Annotated in this window: 14 protein-coding genes; 6 read left to right on the top strand and 8 right to left on the bottom strand. The window is 69.7% G+C overall.

The genetic code is table 11. The features are described 5' to 3' along the window. Positions 1-41 precede the first annotated feature (41 nt). Positions 42-920 carry an EamA family transporter RarD gene (gene rarD / locus K9D12_RS07280; RefSeq protein WP_225911059.1) on the top strand — a complete coding sequence of 293 codons (879 nt, stop codon included), beginning with the start codon at positions 42-44 and terminating at the stop codon, positions 918-920. Positions 921-963: 43 nt separating this feature from the next. Here the strand turns inward: rarD and K9D12_RS07285 are convergent, their stop codons facing one another. From K9D12_RS07285 to K9D12_RS07310, 6 genes are all read right to left on the bottom strand, one after another. Beyond that, on the bottom strand, positions 964-2,268 hold the full coding sequence (locus tag K9D12_RS07285; RefSeq protein WP_223059829.1) for a D-arabinono-1,4-lactone oxidase: 1,305 nt from the start codon (positions 2,266-2,268) through the stop codon (positions 964-966). Next, positions 2,261-3,415, bottom strand: a complete 1,155-nt coding sequence (locus tag K9D12_RS07290; RefSeq protein ID WP_223059830.1) for an alanine racemase — start codon at positions 3,413-3,415, stop codon at positions 2,261-2,263. Before K9D12_RS07290 ends, K9D12_RS07285 begins: the two co-directional genes overlap by 8 nt. After that, positions 3,412-4,005 (bottom strand): TetR/AcrR family transcriptional regulator, encoded by a 594-nt coding sequence (locus tag K9D12_RS07295; RefSeq protein ID WP_223059831.1) that lies wholly within the window; start codon positions 4,003-4,005, stop codon positions 3,412-3,414. Before K9D12_RS07295 ends, K9D12_RS07290 begins: the two co-directional genes overlap by 4 nt. 94 nt (positions 4,006-4,099) lie before the next feature. Continuing rightward, positions 4,100-5,098 carry a polyprenyl synthetase family protein gene (locus K9D12_RS07300; protein WP_047310440.1) on the bottom strand — a complete coding sequence of 333 codons (999 nt, stop codon included), beginning with the start codon at positions 5,096-5,098 and terminating at the stop codon, positions 4,100-4,102. A 22-nt stretch (positions 5,099-5,120) separates the two neighbouring features. Next, positions 5,121-6,458: a geranylgeranyl reductase family protein gene (locus K9D12_RS07305; RefSeq protein WP_082128609.1), complete on the bottom strand. Its 1,338-nt coding sequence runs from the start codon at positions 6,456-6,458 to the stop codon at positions 5,121-5,123. Then, the gene (locus K9D12_RS07310; protein ID WP_047310441.1) at positions 6,455-7,198 is read right to left on the bottom strand and encodes a demethylmenaquinone methyltransferase; all 744 of its coding nucleotides are present in this window, start codon (positions 7,196-7,198) and stop codon (positions 6,455-6,457) included. Before K9D12_RS07310 ends, K9D12_RS07305 begins: the two co-directional genes overlap by 4 nt. Positions 7,199-7,256: 58 nt before the next feature. On the opposite strand from K9D12_RS07310, the gene K9D12_RS07315 reads away from it, so the two are divergent. Both K9D12_RS07315 and K9D12_RS07320 read left to right on the top strand, forming a co-directional pair. Then, positions 7,257-8,513 (top strand): isochorismate synthase MenF, encoded by a 1,257-nt coding sequence (locus K9D12_RS07315; protein WP_370633472.1) that lies wholly within the window; start codon positions 7,257-7,259, stop codon positions 8,511-8,513. A gap of 19 nt (positions 8,514-8,532) precedes the next feature. Then, the gene (locus K9D12_RS07320; protein WP_047310443.1) at positions 8,533-8,994 is read left to right on the top strand and encodes a flavodoxin family protein; all 462 of its coding nucleotides are present in this window, start codon (positions 8,533-8,535) and stop codon (positions 8,992-8,994) included. 28 nt (positions 8,995-9,022) lie between these two features. Here K9D12_RS07320 and menD read toward each other — a convergent pair whose 3' ends face one another. Further along, positions 9,023-10,783 (bottom strand): 2-succinyl-5-enolpyruvyl-6-hydroxy-3-cyclohexene-1-carboxylic-acid synthase, encoded by a 1,761-nt coding sequence (gene menD / locus K9D12_RS07325; RefSeq protein WP_370633473.1) that lies wholly within the window; start codon positions 10,781-10,783, stop codon positions 9,023-9,025. 140 nt (positions 10,784-10,923) lie between these two features. On the opposite strand from menD, the gene K9D12_RS07330 reads away from it, so the two are divergent. The 3 genes from K9D12_RS07330 to K9D12_RS07340 all read left to right on the top strand — a co-directional run bounded on the left by K9D12_RS07330 (position 10,924) and on the right by K9D12_RS07340 (position 14,715). Then, a complete protein-coding gene (locus K9D12_RS07330; protein ID WP_370633474.1) occupies positions 10,924-11,841 on the top strand; it encodes an aldose 1-epimerase family protein in 918 nt (305 codons plus the stop codon). 112 nt (positions 11,842-11,953) lie between these two features. Beyond that, complete coding sequence (locus K9D12_RS07335; RefSeq protein WP_322612775.1) at positions 11,954-14,239, top strand: helicase-associated domain-containing protein; 2,286 nt, start codon at positions 11,954-11,956, stop codon at positions 14,237-14,239. After that, complete coding sequence (locus tag K9D12_RS07340; protein WP_129664211.1) at positions 14,236-14,715, top strand: 8-oxo-dGTP diphosphatase; 480 nt, start codon at positions 14,236-14,238, stop codon at positions 14,713-14,715. Before K9D12_RS07335 ends, K9D12_RS07340 begins: the two co-directional genes overlap by 4 nt. Here K9D12_RS07340 and K9D12_RS07345 read toward each other — a convergent pair. After that, a complete protein-coding gene (locus K9D12_RS07345; protein ID WP_129664209.1) occupies positions 14,700-15,587 on the bottom strand; it encodes an EamA family transporter in 888 nt (295 codons plus the stop codon). The genes K9D12_RS07340 and K9D12_RS07345 overlap by 16 nt on opposite strands. Positions 15,588-15,647: the final 60 nt, after the last annotated feature.

The following is a 15,647-nucleotide window of genomic DNA, read 5'->3' on the forward strand; positions in this document are numbered from 1 at the left end:
AGGGCACGCTCTACGGCTTCCTCGCGTACCTCGCGTGGGGCATGTTCCCGCTCTACTTCCACGCCCTCATCCCTGCCGGGCCGTGGGAGATCCTCGCCCACCGCATCCTGTGGACGCTCCTGCTGTGCCTCGTCCTGCTCGGCGTCACACGTCATCTCGGCTTCCTCAGGAGCCTGTTCGGCGATCTCAAACGCCTCGGCGCCATCTCGATCGCAGCGGTGCTCATCGCGATCAACTGGGTCGTCTACGTCCTCGCCGTGACGACGGGACACGTCACCGAAGCCGCGCTCGGCTACTTCCTCAACCCGCTCGTCACCGTCATGCTGGGGGTGCTCGTGCTCGGCGAGAAGCTACGTAGGATGCAGTGGCTCGCCGTAGCCATCGGTGTCATCGCCTGCGTGTACCTCGCCGTCGACTACGGCAGCCCGCCGTGGATCTCCGTCGGCCTCGCCCTCAGCTTCGCGGCGTACGGGCTGATGAAGAAGCGTGTCGGCGGGCGCCTCACCGCGCTCGAGGGGCTCACCGCAGAAACGGTCGTCCTTGCTCCGTTCGCGGCGGTCATGCTCGTGTGGCTCGGCGCCACGGGGCGCAGCACGTGGTCCGGTAACGGCTCGTGGCACCCCGTGCTGCTCGCCCTGTCGGGCGTCGCCACCGCCATCCCGCTGCTGCTCTTCGCCGCCGCAGCGCGCCGTATCCCACTCTCGACGATCGGGCTCCTGCAGTTCATGACGCCGGTCATACAGCTGCTGTGCGGCGTGCTCGTGCTCGGCGAGATGATGAGCGCCGGACGCTGGGTGGGCTTCGGCCTCGTCTGGATCGCCCTCGTCGTCCTCACGGCTGACTCCCTCGCCCAAGCCCGGCGAACCCGGCGAGCGCGCCGCGCGACGCCCCTGGAGACGTCAGCGGCCGCCCCCACCTAGACCGAGGTCGAGGCGGGGCCGGCCGGAGAACCTGAGGTCAGCGTCAGGCGCCGAGCACCTGGTCGAGGTAGGCGTTCGTGAAGACCCGCTGCGGGTCGAAGCGCTCGCGCAGCGCCACGAAGTCGTCGAACTTCGGGTAGACGGTGCGCAGGTACTCAGCGTCGTAGTCGTGCATCTTGCCCCAGTGCGGGCGCGCCTCGTGAGCGCGCGCCATGTCCCAGAAGTACTTGAAGTACGTCCGGTGGTCGGCCTTCACGTAGTGGTGGATGGCGATGTAGCAGCTCTCGCGGCCGTAGGCGGTCGACATCCAGCGGTCGTCGCCGGCCGTCCAGCGCACCTCGACGGGGAAGGCGACAGGCTCGTTGGTGCGCTCCACCCAGGCCTGAAGATCACGCAGGATCGACTCGGCCGCCTCGACCGGCACAGCCATCTCCGACTCGCGGAAACGCACGGTGCGCGGTGAGGCGTAGACGCTGTGGCTGACGTCGCTGAACTCTCGCGCCGAGAGGGCCCGCGCCGAGACGTTGTTGATGCGGCGCGTGAGGTTCGGGCGAGCGACGCTCAGGCGGCAGATCGCGTCGAAGAGCGTGTTGGAGAGGAACTCGTCGTCGAGCTTGTGGCGCCACTGCGCCAACGGCTTCGTCGGGGCATCGCCGGCGCCGCGCGTGTTCCGCTTCGTCATCACCTTGTCGGTGTGCGGGAACCAGTAGAACTCGTAGTGATCGGTCTCGGCGAGGGTCGCGGGGAGCACGGCGAGTTCCTCGGTCATCGTCGAGGGACGCTCGACGGCCGAGAGGGTGAACGCGGGCACGCACTGCAGCTCCACCTCGGTGAGCACACCGAGTGCTCCGAGCGTGACGCCGAGCGCCGGCACGAGGTCGCTGTTCTCGCCGCCCTCGCTCCAGCGCAGCACGTCGCCGGTGCCGGTGACCATCTCGCCGCCGACGACAGTGCCGCCGAAGCCGGTCCACGCGAGGCCCGTGCCGTGCGTCGAGGTGGAGACGGCGCCGGAGATCGTCTGACGGTCGATGTCACCCATGTTCGCGAGCGCGAGGCCGCGGTCGGCGAGCAGGTTGACGAGCTCGTACAGGTGGGTGCCCGCCTTGACGCGCACGCGGTTCGTCGCTTCGTCGACCGAGACGATGCCCGACATCGCGTCGAGACGCACCTGGGTGTCGACCGGCTGCGCGATGGGAGTGAACGAGTGGCCGGCACCGACGGGGCGAACCTTGCGTCCAGCCGCAGTACTCTCACGCACGAGCTCCGCTATCGCGGCAGTATCGCTCGGCGAGACGACGCGTGACGGCGTCGCCGTGACGTTGCCCGCCCAGTTGCTCCACTCAGCCAAAGTTCTTGCCCTCCCCTCGATACGTGGGCACCGTCTCGATGACGCGCCCACCCTCCACGACGTGAACGGTGTCGAAACGCTCGCACGCCTCGCCCGCCTTGGTGTGGCGGAACCAGACGTTGTCGCCGATCGCGAGCCCACGCGTTCCGGGGCCACGCAACGGGGTCTGCACCTCGCCCGGGCCCTCCTGACCGAAATAGCGCAACCCCTCGGGCCACACCGGGGTGGGCATACGCGACGAGTTACCGACACCGGAGGCGAGGTAGCCGCCGCTGAACGTGACGACGACGGATTCGGACGGACGCCGCACGACCGGCGAGACGAAGTAAGCGGCCGCCTTGGTGGTCAGATCGCGGTAGTTGTCGAAGAACGTCGAGGTGAACAGTCCGGAGCCCACAGCGATGTCGGTGACGACACCGTCGTTTCCGGTCAGGTGCACCGAGCCGGTTCCGCCACCGTTGACGAACTCGAGGTCGGCGTATTGCTCGACGGCCCGACGCACCGCACCGCGACGCACCTCCAGCTCCTGCACGGAGCGGCGCTTGATGAGTCGGTGCACGGGGGTGGCGTCGGCGACGCCGGCCACCTGGGCCTCGTACATCATGATGCCGACGAGGCGCACACCCTCGGTCTCGGAGGCGAGGCGCGCGAATTCTCCGGCCTCTTCGGCGGTGTGCACCGACGATCGGTGGACGCCGAGTGAGAGGCGTCCGATCCGCAGGGACGCGTCGACGTCGAGGCTCACACGCAACTCGCACCCGTGCTCGCGTCCGATCCGCCCGATCATCTCGAGGTGCTCGGGAAGGTCCACCATGAACGTGATCTCGCGGCGGGCGGTGTCGTTCTGCGCAACCATCGCCATCGTCGCCACGTCAACACTCGGGTAGGCGATGACGACGTCGTGGGCGCCGTTCTCGACGAGCCAGAGCGCCTCGGCCGCCGAGTAGACGAGCAGACCGCAGACCCCGTCCTGCTCGAGGCCCCATTCGAGGATCGAGCGCACGCGCACCGACTTGCTCGCGAGCCGGAGCGGCACACCGTCGGCGGCGCGACGCAACTTCTCGAAGTTCTCACGCAGCACGCCTTGATCGACGACGAACTGCGGCCCCTCACCTGCATCGATGGGGGCGTCGAACACGGAGGTCACGTCTGGGTCCTCGCGAGAATCTCTGCAAAGCTGTCGAGAACCTCGAGGGCCTTCTCGTCATCCCCGTCCGCGAGCCACGCGAGAGCGACGCCGTCCGTCATGGCAACAGTCATCCGGGCGATGACATCGGCGGGCAGACCGAGTTCGGCCTCCCCCTTCTTCTGGAACAGTTCGACGAAGCCGCGCACGACCTCGTATTTGTTCGCGAAGATGCGTTGCGCGAGCTGCGGACCCGGAGCCTCCTGGCGCACGAGGTAGGCCACCAGTTCGTAGACCAGGCGCTGCCGCTCGGTCTGGGCACCACTCAAGGTCCAGTAGTACCGGAAGGCTTGCTTGATGGCGTCGACGGGGGTGGCGCCGTCGGGCAGGTCGAACTCGGCTACGTCGACCTCACGCTGAAGGAGGGTCTCGACGACTGCTTCGAGCAGGGCCCGCTTGTTGTCGAAGCAGTAGTGCACCGTTCCGAGCGAGACACCCGCCTCCGTCGCGATGCGCCGCACCGTCGTGTTGTCGAGGCCGTCACGGAGCGCGATGCGGATGGCAGCGTCGATGAGCTGCGTCCTGCGCGTGTCGATGTCCAACCGAGGCATGCTTGCGACCCTACTCCCTCATGAAGACGCGTGACCCGACGAAAGAAACACCTTCATCTTTCAACTATCGGACTGCGTGACGCGTCTCGCGGGTTCAGGCGGAACGCGACGCGACGCTCATCGGTAGCGCCTTGAGAGCCGTCTGCGCGTCACCTTCGCCCAACTCGTCGATGAGCGCAGCCGCCTCACGAGCCAGCGAGGCAGTGTGCTCACGTGCCTTGTCGATCGCGGGGTGACGACGCAACAGCTCAAGGGCTTCGGCGTGCTCGGCGTCATCGACCAACGGGCGCGCGAGGAGCTCCTTGAGCCGCTCGTCGGCCGGGTCGTTCGAGGCGTTGACGTAGAACGTCGGCAGGGTCGCCACGCCTTCGCGCAGATCGGTGCCGGGCATTTTGCCCAGCGTCTCGGCGTCGCTCGTGATGTCGATGATGTCGTCGGAGAGCTGGAAGACGAGGCCGACGAGTTCGCCGTATCGGCCGAGCAGGTCGATGACGCGCGCGTCGCAGCCGGAGAACATGGCGCCGTACTGCGCGGCGGCCGCGATGAGCACACCGGTCTTGTCGGCGAGCACACGCAGGTAATAGGCCATGGGGTCTTCGCCGTCAGGAGCCTGACGCTCGTCCTCGATCTGGCCTGCACACAGGCGGACGAAGGTACGCGCCTGCAGGAGCACGGCCTCGGAGCCGAGGTGAGCGACGAGCTCGGAGGCCTTGCCGAACAGCAGGTCGCCGACGAGGATCGCCGTGGAGTTGCCGTAGACCGAGTTGGCGCTCGGCACCCCGCGACGCAGGTCGGATTCGTCCATGACGTCGTCGTGGTACAGCGAGGCGAGGTGCGTCAGTTCGACAGCGGCGGCGGCATCGACCACCTCGTTGCTCGCGCCCGTGCCGAGTTCGGCGGTGAGCAACGTGAGCAGCGGGCGGAAACGCTTGCCCCCGGCGTCGACGAGGTGGTGGCTCGCCTCCTTGACGAGGGGGCTGTCGTGATCGACGACCTCGTCGAGGCGGTCGTTGACGCGCACGAGACCGTCGGCGAGGCGCTGCGTCAGTTCGTCCGACGCCTCGGGCACGACCGCAGCGGCAGGGGATGTCATCGGTTCACTCTTTCGTCGTCGCTCACGCGCTGGGCGTGATGCGCGTCAGGGCGCTGTACAGGCGGTCGGTGGTGCTCGTCCCCTTCGGGTCGGCGAGGTTCGCCATGACCCGGACGACGAGCTTCATGAGGTCTTCCCGCGGCAAACCGTATGTCACGGCGAGCTTCATCAGCTGCGGGTTGCCGATGATCGTGGCGAAGTGACGCCCCAGGGTGAAGTACCCACCGAGGGCGTCCTTCATCACCTTGGGGTAGGTCTCGAGGACGCGTTCGCGGGCAGCGTCGTCATGGCGGCCACGGGTGAAGGCACTCGCGACGACCTCGCTTCCGAGGCGTGCGGCCTCCATGGCGTAGGCGATGCCTTCGCCGTTGAACGGGTTGACCATGCCGCCCGAGTCACCGACGAGCATGAGGCCGTCCGCATAGTGCGGCGTCCGGTTGAAACCCATGGGCAAGGCTGCGCCGCGCAGGTCGCCGACGAGCGTCTCGTCGGTGAAGGTCCATTCGGCCGGCATCTGCGCGACCCAGCGCTTGAGCACCTCGCGGTAGTCGGTGCGCCCGAAGGCCTTGGAGGTGTTGAGGATGCCGAGGCCGACGTTCGAGGTGCCGTCGCCGACGCCGAAGATCCAGCCGTAGCCCGGGAGCAGGACCTCGCGCCCGTGCTCGTCACGTCCGGGCAGCTCGAGCCAGCTCTCGAGGTAGTCGTCGTGCGTGCGGGGGCTCGTGTAGTAGCCGCGCACTGCGACGCCCATGGGGCGGTCCTCGCGCTTCTCTCGCCCGACGGCGAGCGCCAAGCGGCTCGAGTTGCCGTCAGCCGCGACGACGAGCGGGGCGCGGTAGGTGGCCGTATCACCCGTGGCACGGCCGTCCTCACCGAGGAGCTTGGCCCTGACACCGACGACCTGCGAGCCCTCGCGCAGCGGCTCGGTGACATTGACACCCTGCAGGAGACGGGCACCCTTGCTCACCGCGTGACGCGCGAGGATGTCGTCGAAGTCCTGGCGGGTGCGCACGAGGCCGTAAGTCGGGAAGCCGGACGCCTCGGGCCAGTCGACCTGCAACCGCATACCGCGGCCCACGAGGCGCAGCCCCTTGTTGCGGATCCACCCCTCGCTCTCGGGGGTCGGAATGCCGAGCAGGTCGAGTTCCTTGACGGCGCGCGGCGTGAGGCCGTCACCGCAGACCTTCTCGCGCGGGAAGCGCGTCTTCTCCAGGAGCAGGACGTCGAGGCCCGCGTCCGCGAGGTACGCGGCCATCGTCGAACCGCCGGGGCCGGCGCCGACGACGATGACGTCGGCGCGCTCGGATGCGTCTGCGCTGTTCACACCGGTGCCCGGCGTGAGGTTCGAGGTGTCGCTCACGCCGCCCCGCCCTTGGACTTCGGCTGGTTCTTCTGTCCCTTCGCCGCCGCAGGCTTCACCGCGCGGTGAAGCGCGACGATGCCACCCGAGAGATTGCGCCACTCGACGTCGCCCCAGCCTGCTGCCTTGATGCGCGTGGCGAGTTCACGCTGCGCCGGCCAGGCCTGAATGGACTCGGCGAGATAGACGTAGCTCTCCGGGTTGGAGCTGACGGCGCGCGCCACCGGCGGGAGCGCCTGCATGAGGTACTCGCCGTAGATCTTGCGGAAGGCACCGTTCGTCGGCTGGCTGAACTCGCAGATGAGGAGGGTGCCGCCGGGCTTGGTCACGCGGGCGTACTCGGCGAGGGCGCCGTCGACATCGACGACGTTGCGCAGGCCGAAGCTCATCGTCACCGCGTCGAACGAGGCGTCGGCGAACGGCAGCTTCGTCGCGTCCGCGGCGGTGAAGGCCATGTCGGCGCGGCGCTTCTTTCCCTCGCGCAGCATGCCGAGGCTGAAGTCGGCGGGCACGACGTGCGCTCCCGCGGCTTCGAAGGGCTCGGACGACGTGCCGGTTCCGGCGGCGATGTCGAGCACGACCTGACCGGGCCGGGGAGCCAGCGCCTTGAGCACCTGCTTGCGCCAGCGACGGTCCTGACCGAGGGAGAGCACGTCGTTCATGAGGTCGTAGCGTGCCGCCACGTCGTCGAACATCCGCGCCACGTCGGAGGGTCGCTTGTCCAGGCCTGCTCGATTCATGCCTGCATTCTCGCACCCGTCACCGCCTGGGCCGAAGCGCGCCTTAGGCTGGTCCATTGTGAACGAAGCCCGTCCCGCCGCCACGCCGCGTCTGCGCGTACGCACGTACGAGCTCACCGACCCCGGTGACCTCGTCGGCCTCATCCCCGCAGGGCGCCCCGCGGAGGACGTCATGTCCTGGGTTCGGCGCGAGGAAGGGCTCGTGGGCTGGGGACGCGCGGCAGCCGTTTCCACCTCCGGCAACGCCCGCTTCGCCGACGCCGAGGAGTGGTGGGACGCCCTCGTCGCCGCAGCCGACGTCGTCGACGAGGTGGAACGACCGGGCACCGGCCTCGTCGGCTTCGGCTCGTTCAGCTTCCGCAACTCCTCCGACGAAGGCGCTGCGCTCGTCGTGCCGGAGATGATCGTCGGTCGGCGTGACGGCCACGCGTGGCTGACGACGATCAACCGCACCACCGACCAGTTGCCGGAGGTGAAGCCCGCCGAGGCCCCCACCGGCGTGGAGCGCACCGACGGTGCGCTGTCGACGCCGCAGTGGCGCGGCGCTGTCGGAGACGCCATCGAGTACATCCGCGCCGGACGCATCGACAAGGTCGTCCTCGCGCGCGACGAGATCCACACCGCCGACGCCGACATCGACCCGCGCTGGCTCCTCGCCCGCCTGTCCACCGCCTACCGCGACACGTGGGCGTTCGCCGTCGACGGGCTCGTCGGTGGCACGCCGGAGCTGCTCGTGCGCTCGGACAAGGGCCTCGTCACCTCGCGTGTGCTCGCCGGAACGATCCGGCGCACCGGTTCCGACGATCACGACCTGGCTCTCGCGGCGAGCCTCGCGCGCAGTTCGAAGGACCTCGTCGAGCACGAATTCGCCGTGCGTTCGGTGGAGGCCGCGCTGCGGCCGCACTGCTCCTCGATGAACGTGCCCGACGCTCCCTTCGTGCTGCACCTGCCGAACGTCATGCACCTCGCGACGGACGTCTCCGGGGCTCTCACCGACGGCGCGTCGTCGCTCACGCTCGCGGCGTCACTGCACCCCTCGGCCGCCGTCTGCGGTACGCCGACGCGCGAGGCCGCCCTCGTCATCGACGAGCTGGAACACATGGACCGCGGCCGGTACGCCGGGCCCGTCGGGTGGATCGACGCGCGCGGTGACGGCGAGTGGGGCATTGCCCTGCGCAGCGGCCAGATCGACATCGAGAACCCGTGCCGCATCCGCCTGTTCGCCGGCTGCGGCATCGTCGAGGGCTCGGATCCGGTGAGCGAGGTGGCCGAGTCGGTCGCCAAACTCGCACCGATGCGCGAAGCGCTGCGCTGATCGCCGCTACCGTCGAGGGATGAAGCAACTCCTCGTCATCACACACGCCCCGACGCCCGCCACCGTTGCGTTGCGCGACGCCGTGCTCGCGGGTGCGAGCGATCCCGAGTTCTTCGCCGACGAGGTCGACGTGCACGCCGTGGCAGCCCTCGAGGCCACCGATCCGCAGCTCTACCTCGACGCCGACGGCTACCTCTTCGGCACGCCCGTGAACTTCGGCTACATCTCGGGCGCACTCAAGCACAGCTTCGACTCGACGTACGACGACCTGCTCGAGGAGGTGGCGCGCCGCCCCTTCTCCTACTGGGTTCACGGACGCAGCGACGCCACCGGCGCGCGTCGTGCCCTCGACGCCATCACCACCGGGCTCGACCTTCGTCTGGTCGCCGAACCGTACGAACGCCTCGGCGAACTGAGCGACGTCGACCTCGCCGAGGCCCGCGAGTTCGGCGCCACCGTCGCCGCCAACCTCATCACCTGACGCACACCGAGCGCGTCCGGGCCGGCGCTCAGCGACGCTCGAACCGCGTCGGCATCTCCTCGGCACCGGCAACGGCCTCGACGGCGGCGGCCACGAGATTGCGGCGGCCGAGGCGCTCACCGCTGCGATCGACCGTCACCTCGACCACCTGGACGTCCGGCCGCGGGTTCGAGACGAGATCGATGAGGTGCTCACGCGAGGTGGCCCGGGTGTACTCGACGCCGTGCGCCTGGCACACCAGCTCGAGATCGGCGCCCGTCGGCGTACCGAAGACGCGCTCGAAGTGCTCGGCGAACTCCGGCCGCCCCTGTTCGAGGGTGCCGAAGATGCCCCCGCCGTTGTCGTTGATGACAACGATGGTGAGATCTGGGCGTGGCTCGCCGGGGCCGAGCAGCAACCCGTTGCTGTCGTGCAGGAACGTGAGGTCCCCCATGAGGGCGAAGCTCGGCCGCCCGTGCGCGAGTGCGATGCCCATGGCCGTCGAGACGAGCCCGTCGATTCCAGACAGGCCACGGTTGCCGACCGCGGACACCTTGCGAGCGATCTGCTGCGGGTTACGCCCGAGGTCGAGGTCGCGCGCCGTGTTCGACGAACCCACGAGCAGCGCCGAGTCGGCCGGCAGGTGCTGCACGACGGTCGACGTCGCGGACATTCCGGAGGGCCACGACTCAGCGACGAGCGGCCCGACGACCTGGGTGAGGCGGTGGCCCGCCATCCGCCACGCACTGGCCCAGCGACGGTCGGCGCACGCCGAGACCAGCTCGTGCGAACGGGCGATCGTGGCCCACTCGTGGACCCGCTGGACGACGTGTGAGGGGTCGGCCCACGCGTTCGATCCGGTGACGATCTCGACCGTCACCTCGGGGTTGCGCAGCAGCAGGGCGACGTCACGCGAGAGCGTCATGCGGCCCGCGACGAGCACGCGTTCCGGCAGGTGCTCGTCCAGCCAGTCGTGGCAGGCGAGGATGAGCGAACCGTGCGGCATCGCGCGGCCACGGTGGTAGTCACCGAACGGCTCGGCGATGACGGGCCAACCGGCGGCGTCCGCGAGTTCGGCGATCTCCGCGCTCATGCGCGGGTCGGGCAGGTCGCCCATGAGGACGAGGGTGCGCGGCACCGGGGCGATGCCCGGCCCGTCCGCCACGGCGACGCGGGAGGCGGGGGCTCGCAACTGCAGCCACGGGCGTCCACGATCGCGGCCCTCGAGGGACTCTGGCCACGTCCCGTCGTCGGAGGTCTCGGGGGTGAGCGGCTCACGGAACGGCAGGTTGAGATGCACCGGTCCGGCGTCGCCGGTGGGCACTCCCACGGCGTGCGCGACCGCACGACCGATGACCGAGCGCCACACGGTGTTCTGCCCCTCACGCTCGGCGGGCGTGGCGAACTCGTGGAACCAGCGCGTGGCCTGACCGAAGATCTTGACCTGATCCGTCGTCTGGTTGGCACCTGTGTCACGCAGCTCTGCGGGACGGTCGGCCGACATGACGATCATCGGCACCTGCGCGTGGTGCGCTTCGAGGACGGCCGGGTGGAGGTTCGCGACGGCCGTGCCGCTCGTCGTGATGACCGGCACCGGGTTGCGTGAGATCTTCGCGAGTCCGAGGGCGAGGAAGCCGGCCGAACGCTCGTCGATGCGCACATGGAGGCGCAACTTCTTCGCGGCGTCGGCCCGCGCCACCGCGTAGGCGAGCGGCGCGGAACGTGAGCCGGGCGCGAGGACGACGTCGGTGATGCCCAGGCGCACGAGTTCGTCGACGAGGACGGTGGCCATAGCGGTCGAAGGATTCACCGGGCCAGTCTCGCGCACCCCGCCGCCGAAGGCCACACGTGACAGGGTGTGACGGACACTCGGGTGGGACCGGTCCTGCCCGCTCCCGGGTCGGAGTGTGCGGTGGGCCCACCCCTGCCAGGGCCGTTAGCCTGACCGACGTGAGCACCCTCAACGACCTCCCCGCCCCGAGCGGCGAGCAGTGGACCATCGCGGCGCACGGCTACGAGGCAACCGTTGTCGAGGTGGGTGGTGGTCTGCGCCACCTGACCAACGACAAGGGTGACCTCGTCTTCGGTTATGCCGTCGAGGCAATGGCGGACGCCGCGCGGGGACACGTCCTCACGCCGTGGCCCAACCGAATCGACGGCGGACGGTACTCGTTCGACGGCGAGGATTACCTCCTGGCGCACACCGAACCGGGGCTGGCGAACGCCTCGCACGGTCTCGTGCAGTGGCTCGCCTGGGATCTCGTGGAGCGCTCGACCCACCGGCTGACCGTCGGCGTCACCCTCCATCCCCAGCCCGGCTGGGCGTGGACCCTGCGCGTCGAGATGACGTACTCGCTCGACCCCGACGGCCTGACGGTCACCCCGAACGTCACGAACCTGTCGTCCACCGCGTGCCCGTTCGGGTTCGGAGCGCACCCGTACCTCACCGCGGGTGAGTCCTCGCTCGACGACGCCGCCCTGACGCTCGACGTCGCCACGCAGCTCACCGTCGACGAGCGACTCATCCCGACCGGGCGCGAGACGAGCACCCACGATTTCTCCGGCGGGCTCCCGCTCAAGGGGGTCTCACTCGACACGTGCTTCACGGACATCGGCGTCACCGACGGCCGCTGGCGGGCTTCGGTCACGAGCGGCTCGCGCACGACGACACTGTGGGCCGACGCGAGTGCGTACCGCTACGTCCAGACCTTCACCGGTGATGGCCTGCCCGAACCGAAGAACCGCCGGTCGGGGCTCGCCGTCGAGCCGATGACGTGCCCCGCCAACGCCTTCAACACCGGGGAGGGCCTGCTCACCCTCGCGCCCGGCGAGACGTGGAGCGCCCCGTTCGGCATCACCGGCGCCTGAAACTCGATGTTGAGCGGTGAGCGCGGCACGGGTACCGCCCACACCGCTCAACATCGAACCCCGATGGGCGCCGCGGATGCCGATGCCGCCCGCGGCGACTACCGTGGTGAGAGTGCCTCGATCTGCCCGTAGTTTCGCCGACGACCTGAGGGGCCGCGCGGACGACGACCTCGCGGCGCTCCTTCTCGCCCGGCCCGATCTGGCGCGCCCGGCACCCGCCGACATCACGTCGCTCGCCGCGCGGGCCTCCACGCGCGCCAGCGTCCAGCGCGCTCTCGAACACCTCGACGCGCGCCTCCTCCACCTCGTGGAAGCGCTGCTCGTCGTCGGCGCCGAGGGCGCTCCTTCGGCGCTCGGTGCGTCACGTTCCGCCGTCGACGACGGTATCCGCGAGCTGTGGCACCAGGCTCTCGTCTGGCGCTCTCCCGGCGGGTGGCGCACCGCCCGAGCTGTCGGCGAAACCCTCACGCACCCAGCAGGATTGGGACGAAGCGCGAGCGATCTTGACGTACGACTGGACGACCTTGCCGTCGGCTCCGACGGCGACTTCGACGCCGTGACACGGGCCTACAACGCGCTCTCACCGCGTGCTCAGGCCGTCATCGACCAACTCCGGTGGACATCCGCACGCGGCTCGTTCACCACGCAGACCCTGCGCGATGTGCGCCGCGAACTCGTCGGTGCCGGCCTCATGGTGGCCGTCGACGGCGAGCGCGGCAGCGACGCCGTCATCCCGCGTGAGGTCGGGCTCGCGCTGCGTGGCGGGCGTCTGTACCGCGAGGCGTGGGCTCCCCCGACCGCCGAGATGACCCACGTCGAGCAGGCGAGTGCCGACGACGCGGCGGCCGGCGCCGTGCTCGATCTGTTGTGGCGTCTCGACGAGGTCGTCGCCGCCTGGGACGCCCAACCGCCCCGCGTGCTGCGCACCGGAGGCGTCGCCGTACGCGATCACCGACGCACGGCCGTAGCGATCGACAGTTCGAGCGATCTGACGGCGTTCGTCCTCGAACTCTCCTACGCCGCCGGCCTTCTCGCTCCCGACGGGGAGGTCGATCCGCTGTGGCGGCCCACCGAGTTCTACGACGAGTGGGCCACGTGGACTCCTGCCCGTCGCTGGGCCCATCTGGCGTTCGCGTGGCGCGACACCACGCGCGCCGCGAGCCTCGCCGGTCAGACGATCGACGGCACTCTCGTCAACGTCCTCGGCAAGGACGCCTCGTGGCCGCTCATGCGGGCTCGCCGCGCCGACGTCCTCGCCACGCTCGCCGCGCTCGAGGCAGGCAGCGCCCCGACCACCGAACAGGTCGACGCCCTGCTGCGCTGGAAACGACCTCTGCGCCTTCCCGAGGGAGCCCCCACCCGCGCCGACGACGTGTTGCGCGAGGCCGGCTGGCTCGGCGTGACGGGCCGCTCGGCCCTCACCTCCGCCGGTCGAGCGCTCCTCGCGGTGCCGAGCGACGACTCCGTCCCGACGAGCGAGGCGAACCTCGAGTCCGTCGCCGCCCTCATGGCCGCCTCCATGCCCCAGCCTGTCTCGCAGGTCATGCTCCAGGGCGACCTCACCGCTATTGCGCCAGGGCCTCTCACGGAAGAGGTCGCGACGTTCATGCGCCGCAGCGCCGACGTCGAATCACGTGGCGGCGCAACGGTCTTCCGGTTCACCGAGAGCAGCATCCGACGGTTGCTCGACCACGGCGTCTCCTCGGGCGAAGCGCTCGAGGCCCTCCGGCGTCACTCGATGACACCGGTCCCCCAGGCGCTCGAGTACCTTCTCGGCGACGTCGCGCGTCGATACGGCCATCTGCGCGTCGGCTCCGTCGGTTCGTACGTGCGCAGCGACGACGAGGGATCGCTCGACGCCCTCGTCGCGGACTCCTCGCTCGCCTCGCTCCAGCTACGCCGCATCGCTCCGACCGTGTGCGTCTCGCCCCTGCCCGCCTCGACGCTGCTCGACGTTCTGCGTGAGCACCGTCACGCGCCGGTTGCCGAGACCTCGGACGGTGGCGTCGTCGTGCGCACCGAAGCGGTGAAGCGCTCCCCCACGCCCGGGCGCCGCAGCACGCCGGTTCGTGTTGTCCGCCTCGACGGTGACGAAGCGACGGCCATGACGCAGCGCATGCGGGAGGCGGAGAAGAGCGCCGTGCGCCCCTCGCAGCACGACGAGCGCACGCGCATCCCCTCGTCCGACCCGACGGTCACACTCACCTCCTTGCAGGACGCTGCCGCCGATCGGGCTCCCGTCTGGATCGGTTATGTCGATGCCTCGGGCGACATCAAGCGCGCCCTCTTCCGGCCGACGAGCGTCTCGGGTGGGCGCGTCGTCGGGCAGATCGGCGACAACACGACGACCACCCGCTCGTTCTCCATCCACCGCATCACCGGGGTGGCACCGGCGTGAGCGAGCCGATCGAGACGTGCCTCGTCGTCGTCACCCGGACCCTCGAGGGCCGCACGCACCTCCTGCTCGGGGAGAAGCTGCGCGGGTTCGGCCAGGGCCGCATGGTCGTGCCGGGCGGCAAGGTCGATCCGGGTGAAGCACCTCGCCGAGCGGCCGCGCGGGAGCTGTTCGAGGAGACGTCGCTTCGTGTGAACGACGCCGATCTGGACGCGCGGGGCGTCGTCACCTTCGCCTTCCCGGACGGCGGCGGGGTCGACATGCGCGTGCACGTCTTCGTCACCGACGCGGCCGCGGGCGAACCGAAGGACTCGGACGAACTGCTCGTCACGTGGGTGCCCGTCGACGCTCTGCCCACGAGCCGTATGTGGCCGGACAACGTCCACTGGCTCCCTGCGGCGCTTGCTGGTGGCTTCGACGAGGCCACCTTCACCTACGCCGCGGACGGCGCGACCCTCGCCAGTCACACCGGAATCTGAACGCGGGTCTTTCGTCCCAGATACCTGGGGCCGAGGACGATGATCGCAACACCGGCGAGGAGCAGCGCTCCTCCGGCGAACGCCGAGACAGCCGGCACCTCCCCGAGGAACAGCCACCCGGCGAGGAAGCCGACGACCGGCACGAGCAGAGTGAACGGTGCGACGTTCGAAGCCGGGTAGTGGCCCATGAGGCCGTTCCAGATCGTGTAACCCACCAGGCTTGCGAGGACGACGGTGTAGGCGGTCGAGGCGACCGCTGCGCCTCCGAAGTGATGAAGCCCCTCGACCATCCGGTTCGGGCCCTCGATGAGGAAGGACAGCGCGAACAACGGCAGCGGCACGAAGAGGCTGCCCCACACCGTCAGTCCCAGGCCGGACGCGCCGGCGCAGCGGCGGGCCGCGACGTTCCCCGCGCCCCAGCTCAGCGCACCGGCGAGACAGAGCATCACCCCGACGAGTGGCGTCGCGCCCGAGCGTCCGGACGCCACGAGAACGAGACCGGCCAGGGCCACACCCACGCCCACGAGCTGGATCGCCTTCGGTCGCTCCTTGAGCAGAGCGGCCGCGATGACGACGGTGAAGAGCGCCTGGGCCTGGAGGATGAGCGACGCCATCCCGGAGGCGAGACCGGCGGCCATGGCCGAGTAGAGAAAACCGAACTGCCCCGCCGACATGAGCAGGCCCACCGGTGCGAGGTCGCGCCAGGCCACCTTCGGACGCGGTACGACGGCGACGAACGGCACGATGCAACTGAAGCGAATGGCCGCGAACAGCAGCGGCGGCACGCCCTCGAGGCCTTCGTGGATGACGACGAAGTTGACGCCCCAGATGAGCACGACGAGAAGTGCGAGGGCGATGTGGCGGGGCGTCATGGGGCTATTCGACCGCGCGGGGACCCTGCCGGACGAATGCGCGTCCACGGGCGCGGACGG

It is taken from the genome of Dermacoccus sp. Tok2021 (genome assembly GCF_019895135.1).
Lineage (GTDB): Bacteria > Actinomycetota > Actinomycetes > Actinomycetales > Dermatophilaceae > Dermacoccus > Dermacoccus abyssi.

Coding starts and splice junctions, on each gene's coding strand:
- rarD (WP_225911059.1), top strand. CDS start 42: ATGTTCCCGCTCTACTTCCACGCCCTCATCCCTGCCGGGCCGTGGGAG.
- K9D12_RS07310 (WP_047310441.1), bottom strand. CDS start 7,198: ATGAATCGAGCAGGCCTGGACAAGCGACCCTCCGACGTGGCGCGGATG.
- K9D12_RS07320 (WP_047310443.1), top strand. CDS start 8,533: ATGAAGCAACTCCTCGTCATCACACACGCCCCGACGCCCGCCACCGTT.
- K9D12_RS07295 (WP_223059831.1), bottom strand. CDS start 4,005: ATGCCTCGGTTGGACATCGACACGCGCAGGACGCAGCTCATCGACGCT.
- K9D12_RS07345 (WP_129664209.1), bottom strand. CDS start 15,587: ATGACGCCCCGCCACATCGCCCTCGCACTTCTCGTCGTGCTCATCTGG.
- K9D12_RS07300 (WP_047310440.1), bottom strand. CDS start 5,098: ATGACATCCCCTGCCGCTGCGGTCGTGCCCGAGGCGTCGGACGAACTG.